We start from the raw sequence: 3,988 nt of genomic DNA, 5'->3' as shown, positions 1-3,988 counted from the left end.
AATTAACAGCGCGGATCAACGGCGATAAGGATTGTCCGGCCGGTTGTCATGCCGGTTGCGCACGCCGTCGCCGTCGCGGTCCCGATCGTGACGGTTGCGGATGCCGTCATTGTCGCGATCGCGGTCGCGGTAGTTCGGCACGCCGTCGCGGTCGAAGTCCGGTCCGCGCCCGCGGCCATTGCCGTGATGCCGATCGCGATCACGGTCGCGGTGGTCCCGGTAGCCGCGGTCGCGGTCATAGCCGTCATGGCCGCGCACATACACGGGCTGCGGGCCGTAGTGGTGACCCGGGCCGCGGTTCCAGCGCGACGGTTCCATCACCCAGCGGTTGCCGCGATGGTGCCAGCTCGGCGGCGCGTATACATAACCGGGCCGCGCAACGACATAGTGGCCGGGCACCCAGTCATGGCGATGACCGCGCCATTCCCAGTAGCCGGGCGCCCAGACATGGCCGCGACGCGGACCGGGGATGCGCTCGTAGATGGGGGCGGGCGGGGCGTTGCTGATCACGACCGAGACATGCGGCTGGGCCTGTGCAGACAGCGGGATGGTGGCAGCTGAGCCAATGGCGATCAGGGCTGCAAGAATAAGCGGGGATTTCATGGTCGTCTCCAGATCCGTAAGCGGATAAGCGGAATATAGCAATCCGGGATCGGTGACGCGAAGCCTGAAGCAAGTTATTACATCTGACACAGATTGGTGGCGTTTGCCGTCCACCTGGCCGCCGCGCGCTGCCCGTAGGCGGCGCCGCGACGACCGACCGCGCTCACAGCCGGCTCGCTGCGGTGACAGTGTCCAGTGCCAGCAATTGCGACTTCTCGGCGTTGCTCAGCCGCTTGGCGGTGACGGTCACGGTGGCGACCTTGGCGCCGCTGGCAATGGCCGCGCTGCTGGCAGTGAAGGCGTTGGCGTTGGCGTCCGATACCTTGGCCAGATAGCCGGCAGGAACGGCGATCAGGGCGGCGGCGATGAAGACGGCTTCCATGTGTTTGAGGACGTTCATTTTGCTTCTCCTTGGTGGGTGAGTGGTGTGTCGATGTGTGTACTGTAGGCGCGTCCCCGCACGGCTTCCAGCGGTGTGCGACGAGTGGCAGAAAACGGGGGGTGAGCTGCATCAGGGCGGCCCTGGACCTGTGCGCGCCGCGTCAATCCGCTCAGCGGTTTCACCGTCCCTCCGCTAGCGTTGCGCAAGGGCGCATGGGCGCCACGCTATTCTCGGGAAACGTGCATGACCGGCCCCTTCGCCACCCTGTCCCGCAACATCGCCGCGTCGCGCACGGCGCGGCGGCGCGCCCGCAACCTGCGCCGGGGCTGGACCATCTCGCTCGGCCCGGCCTGGGCCTGGGCCGCGCTGGCGCTGGTGATGGGCGGTGCGGTCGCGCTGGCGCTGCACGCGCGTGCGTTGCCGAACGATGCGCACGATGTTCCTGGCGCGCAGGCACTGGCAGCGCTGCAGCCGCTGGCGCCGGGCCTGGAAATCGTCGTGCCGGCCGACAGCGGCGTGTCGCTGACGCAGCGCGGGGCGCTGGCGCTCGTCATTGCGAGCGGCATGCAGGCCGGGCCAGCGGTACGGGTCGACCTGTGCACGCAGATGCTCGATCCGGCGAACGGGCGGCTGCTGCCGCTGCGCGTTGGTTATCCGTTCAGCGAAGCGGCCGCGCTCGCGCGCAGTAGCAATGGACCAGCACGCAGCGTGCTGCTGGCGCGCGACGGCTCGGCCATGCCGCGCATCGACATCACGGGCAATGCGGGCGCGGGCCTGGCGATCGCCTGGAACGCAGGCTTCGGCACCGCGAGCTGGATCGGCGACGCAACGGGCGGGGTCGCGACGCATGCGCGCCAGGGCCAGGCCGCGCTGGGCAGTGCGGGCTGGCTGTTGTGGCGCGGCGAGGCACTGCGCTTTACGCGCCAGCCGAGCGGTGCCTGCCCGCAGGCCGGTGAACTGGTACTGCAGCATTTCCAGCCGGGTGAGCAAGCCGCCAAAGCGGCATTCGTGCAGGCCTTCCCGGCGGCTGGCACCCCTGTCACATTGCGCCTGCGTCCCGGTGTCTGGACCGTACCAATGGTCCCGGGCGCCGGCCTGGAAGACCAGGCGCTGTTCGAGGCGCTGCGGGCGCGCCGCTTGCTGCGCCTTGGCCGCGATGGCCTGATCGAACTGGCGCCGCGCGACTTGCTGGCCTGGCTCCAGGCCGATGAATCCGTACGCGCGCCGCTGCYCGGCTGGCAGAATTTTCAACCCGATGCGGGCGACCGGCGCCTGCTCGAACGCCTGCATCACCGGGCCGACGGCGCCTTCGTGCGCGAACAGGTGCGCGTGTTCAATAGCGAACGGCGGCTGGTGGCATGGCGCGTGCGTCCCGGAGCAACGGCAATCTGGCAAGCGGCAGTGGCAGGCAGCCCGGCAGTGCGCGAGGCAGGCCTGCCGCTGGCGGCGATGCGCCTGTTCGCGCAGTTGCCGCAAGACTGGGCGCCGTGGAACCGTGTCGGTGGCTGGGAGGGCGGCCGGCGTGACAGCCTCGTGAGCCTGAGCACGCGGGCCGGTGGCAAGCCGCTGGAACTGCTGGTCGCCGGCCGCGTGCGCAGTGTGCTGGGCGCCACGGTGGCGGCCCTCGGCGTCTGCGACGGGCGCGCCTGTCCGGACGCGGGCGCCGTGCAGCACCTGGTGCTGTCGCCACTGCCTGGCGCGACGACGGTCAAGGTCGAGATCGAGCCGATCGACCTGGCGAGACTGTCCGGCGGCGCCGACGCCGCTTACCGCCATCTGAAGGTTGAGCGGGGCGCGCTCGCGTGGCAGGCGCTGCCGGCTGGCAGCCGCAGCGTGCGGCCAACTGGCGCCGCAGTGCGCCTGACCGATCGCAACGGCGAAGCCCTGTGGCAGGATGGCGCGCCGTCGGTCCACGCGACGCTGGCCGGCCTGGCCCCGCTGCTGGGCGTGCACCGCCAGCACGATGGCAGCGTGGCCGGCATGCTGGCGCGCCTGTTCGGGAGCGACCATGCCGCGAGCCTGACGCTCGACCTGGCGCTGCAAGCGCGCGCCCAGGTGCTGCTCGACTGCATAGGCCAGCAGGGCGGCCAGTGGGACGGGCGCGTTTGCCGTGGCGCCCAGCCCGCGCCCGCCGAGCGGCGTGCCGGCCTGGTGTTGCTCGACGCCGGCACCGGCGACATCCTGGCCGCGGCATCGAGTGGTGGAAATACTGCTGCGCCGGACAACTGGCCAGAGGTGCGCGACTTCGACCGCGCCGACCCGGCGCGCAGCCCGCTGCGGATCGCCGCATTCCAGCACGACGGCGGCGCCCACCGCGCGCCCGGCTCGACGTTCAAGGTGATCACCGCGCTCGGTCTTGAGCAAGCTGCGCGCGGCGACAAGCACCTCGATGCGCTGCTGGGCGGTTTGCCATTGGCGCAGGTAGACCGCATCGCGCGCGATGGCGGGTACGACTTCCGCACCGATGCGCCCAGCTACCCGCTTGATGTCACACGCGCCCGCATCACCAATTTCCGCGACCAGATCACTGGCGCGCGCGCCGCAGACGGTCGCCTGGGCCTGGCCGGCGCGATGGCGCATAGCGTCAATACGTGGTTCGCCTGGACCGGTGAACTGAGCGACCGCACGCTGCTCGGCCAGCCTGACGGCGGCATGCCGGGTGCGGCGGCGCTGGAGCCGGGGGCGCTCGATGCGGCCCGTCCGGTCGCCTCGATGGCAGCGCGCCTTGGCTTCGGTCAGCCGCTGCGGCTGGACGGCGGCCTGCTGCCGCCGGAGTATCGCTGGAATGACTGGGATGCGCTGTCGGCGTCCGCATCGCAGCTCGATCCCATCCACAGCCGCCACGAACTGCGCCAGATGGCGATTGGCCTGCGCATGCAGACCACGCCCCTGCAAATGGCGCTGGTGGCGGCAAGCGTCGGCGAAGGGCGCAGCGTGACGCCGCGCCTGCTGCTGGCGCTCGACGGCCGCGACGCTGCGTCTTGCCAGGGCGCGCCTCTTGGC

The 3,988-nt window shown here is 70.8% G+C and carries 3 protein-coding genes; 1 reads left to right on the top strand and 2 read right to left on the bottom strand.

From position 1 onward, the window contains the following. Window positions 1-15 precede the first annotated feature (15 nt). Window positions 16-603, bottom strand: a complete 588-nt coding sequence (locus tag AC1DYN_RS31685; protein ID WP_477966642.1) for a YXWGXW repeat-containing protein — start codon at window positions 601-603, stop codon at window positions 16-18. 163 nt (window positions 604-766) lie between these two features. Further along, window positions 767-1,003: a hypothetical protein gene (locus tag AC1DYN_RS31680; protein ID WP_477966640.1), complete on the bottom strand. Its 237-nt coding sequence runs from the start codon at window positions 1,001-1,003 to the stop codon at window positions 767-769. A 225-nt stretch (window positions 1,004-1,228) separates the two neighbouring features. Here AC1DYN_RS31680 and AC1DYN_RS31675 point away from each other — a divergent pair. Then, a partial coding sequence (locus AC1DYN_RS31675) for a penicillin-binding protein 2 (RefSeq protein ID WP_477966638.1) occupies window positions 1,229-3,988 on the top strand: 2,760 nt, incomplete at its 3' end.

The sequence above is a fragment of the Rhizobacter sp. P2_D12 genome (genome assembly GCF_056404395.1).
Note: the sequence above shows the minus strand (reverse complement) of the source record. Positions and strands in the feature narration are given on the sequence as shown.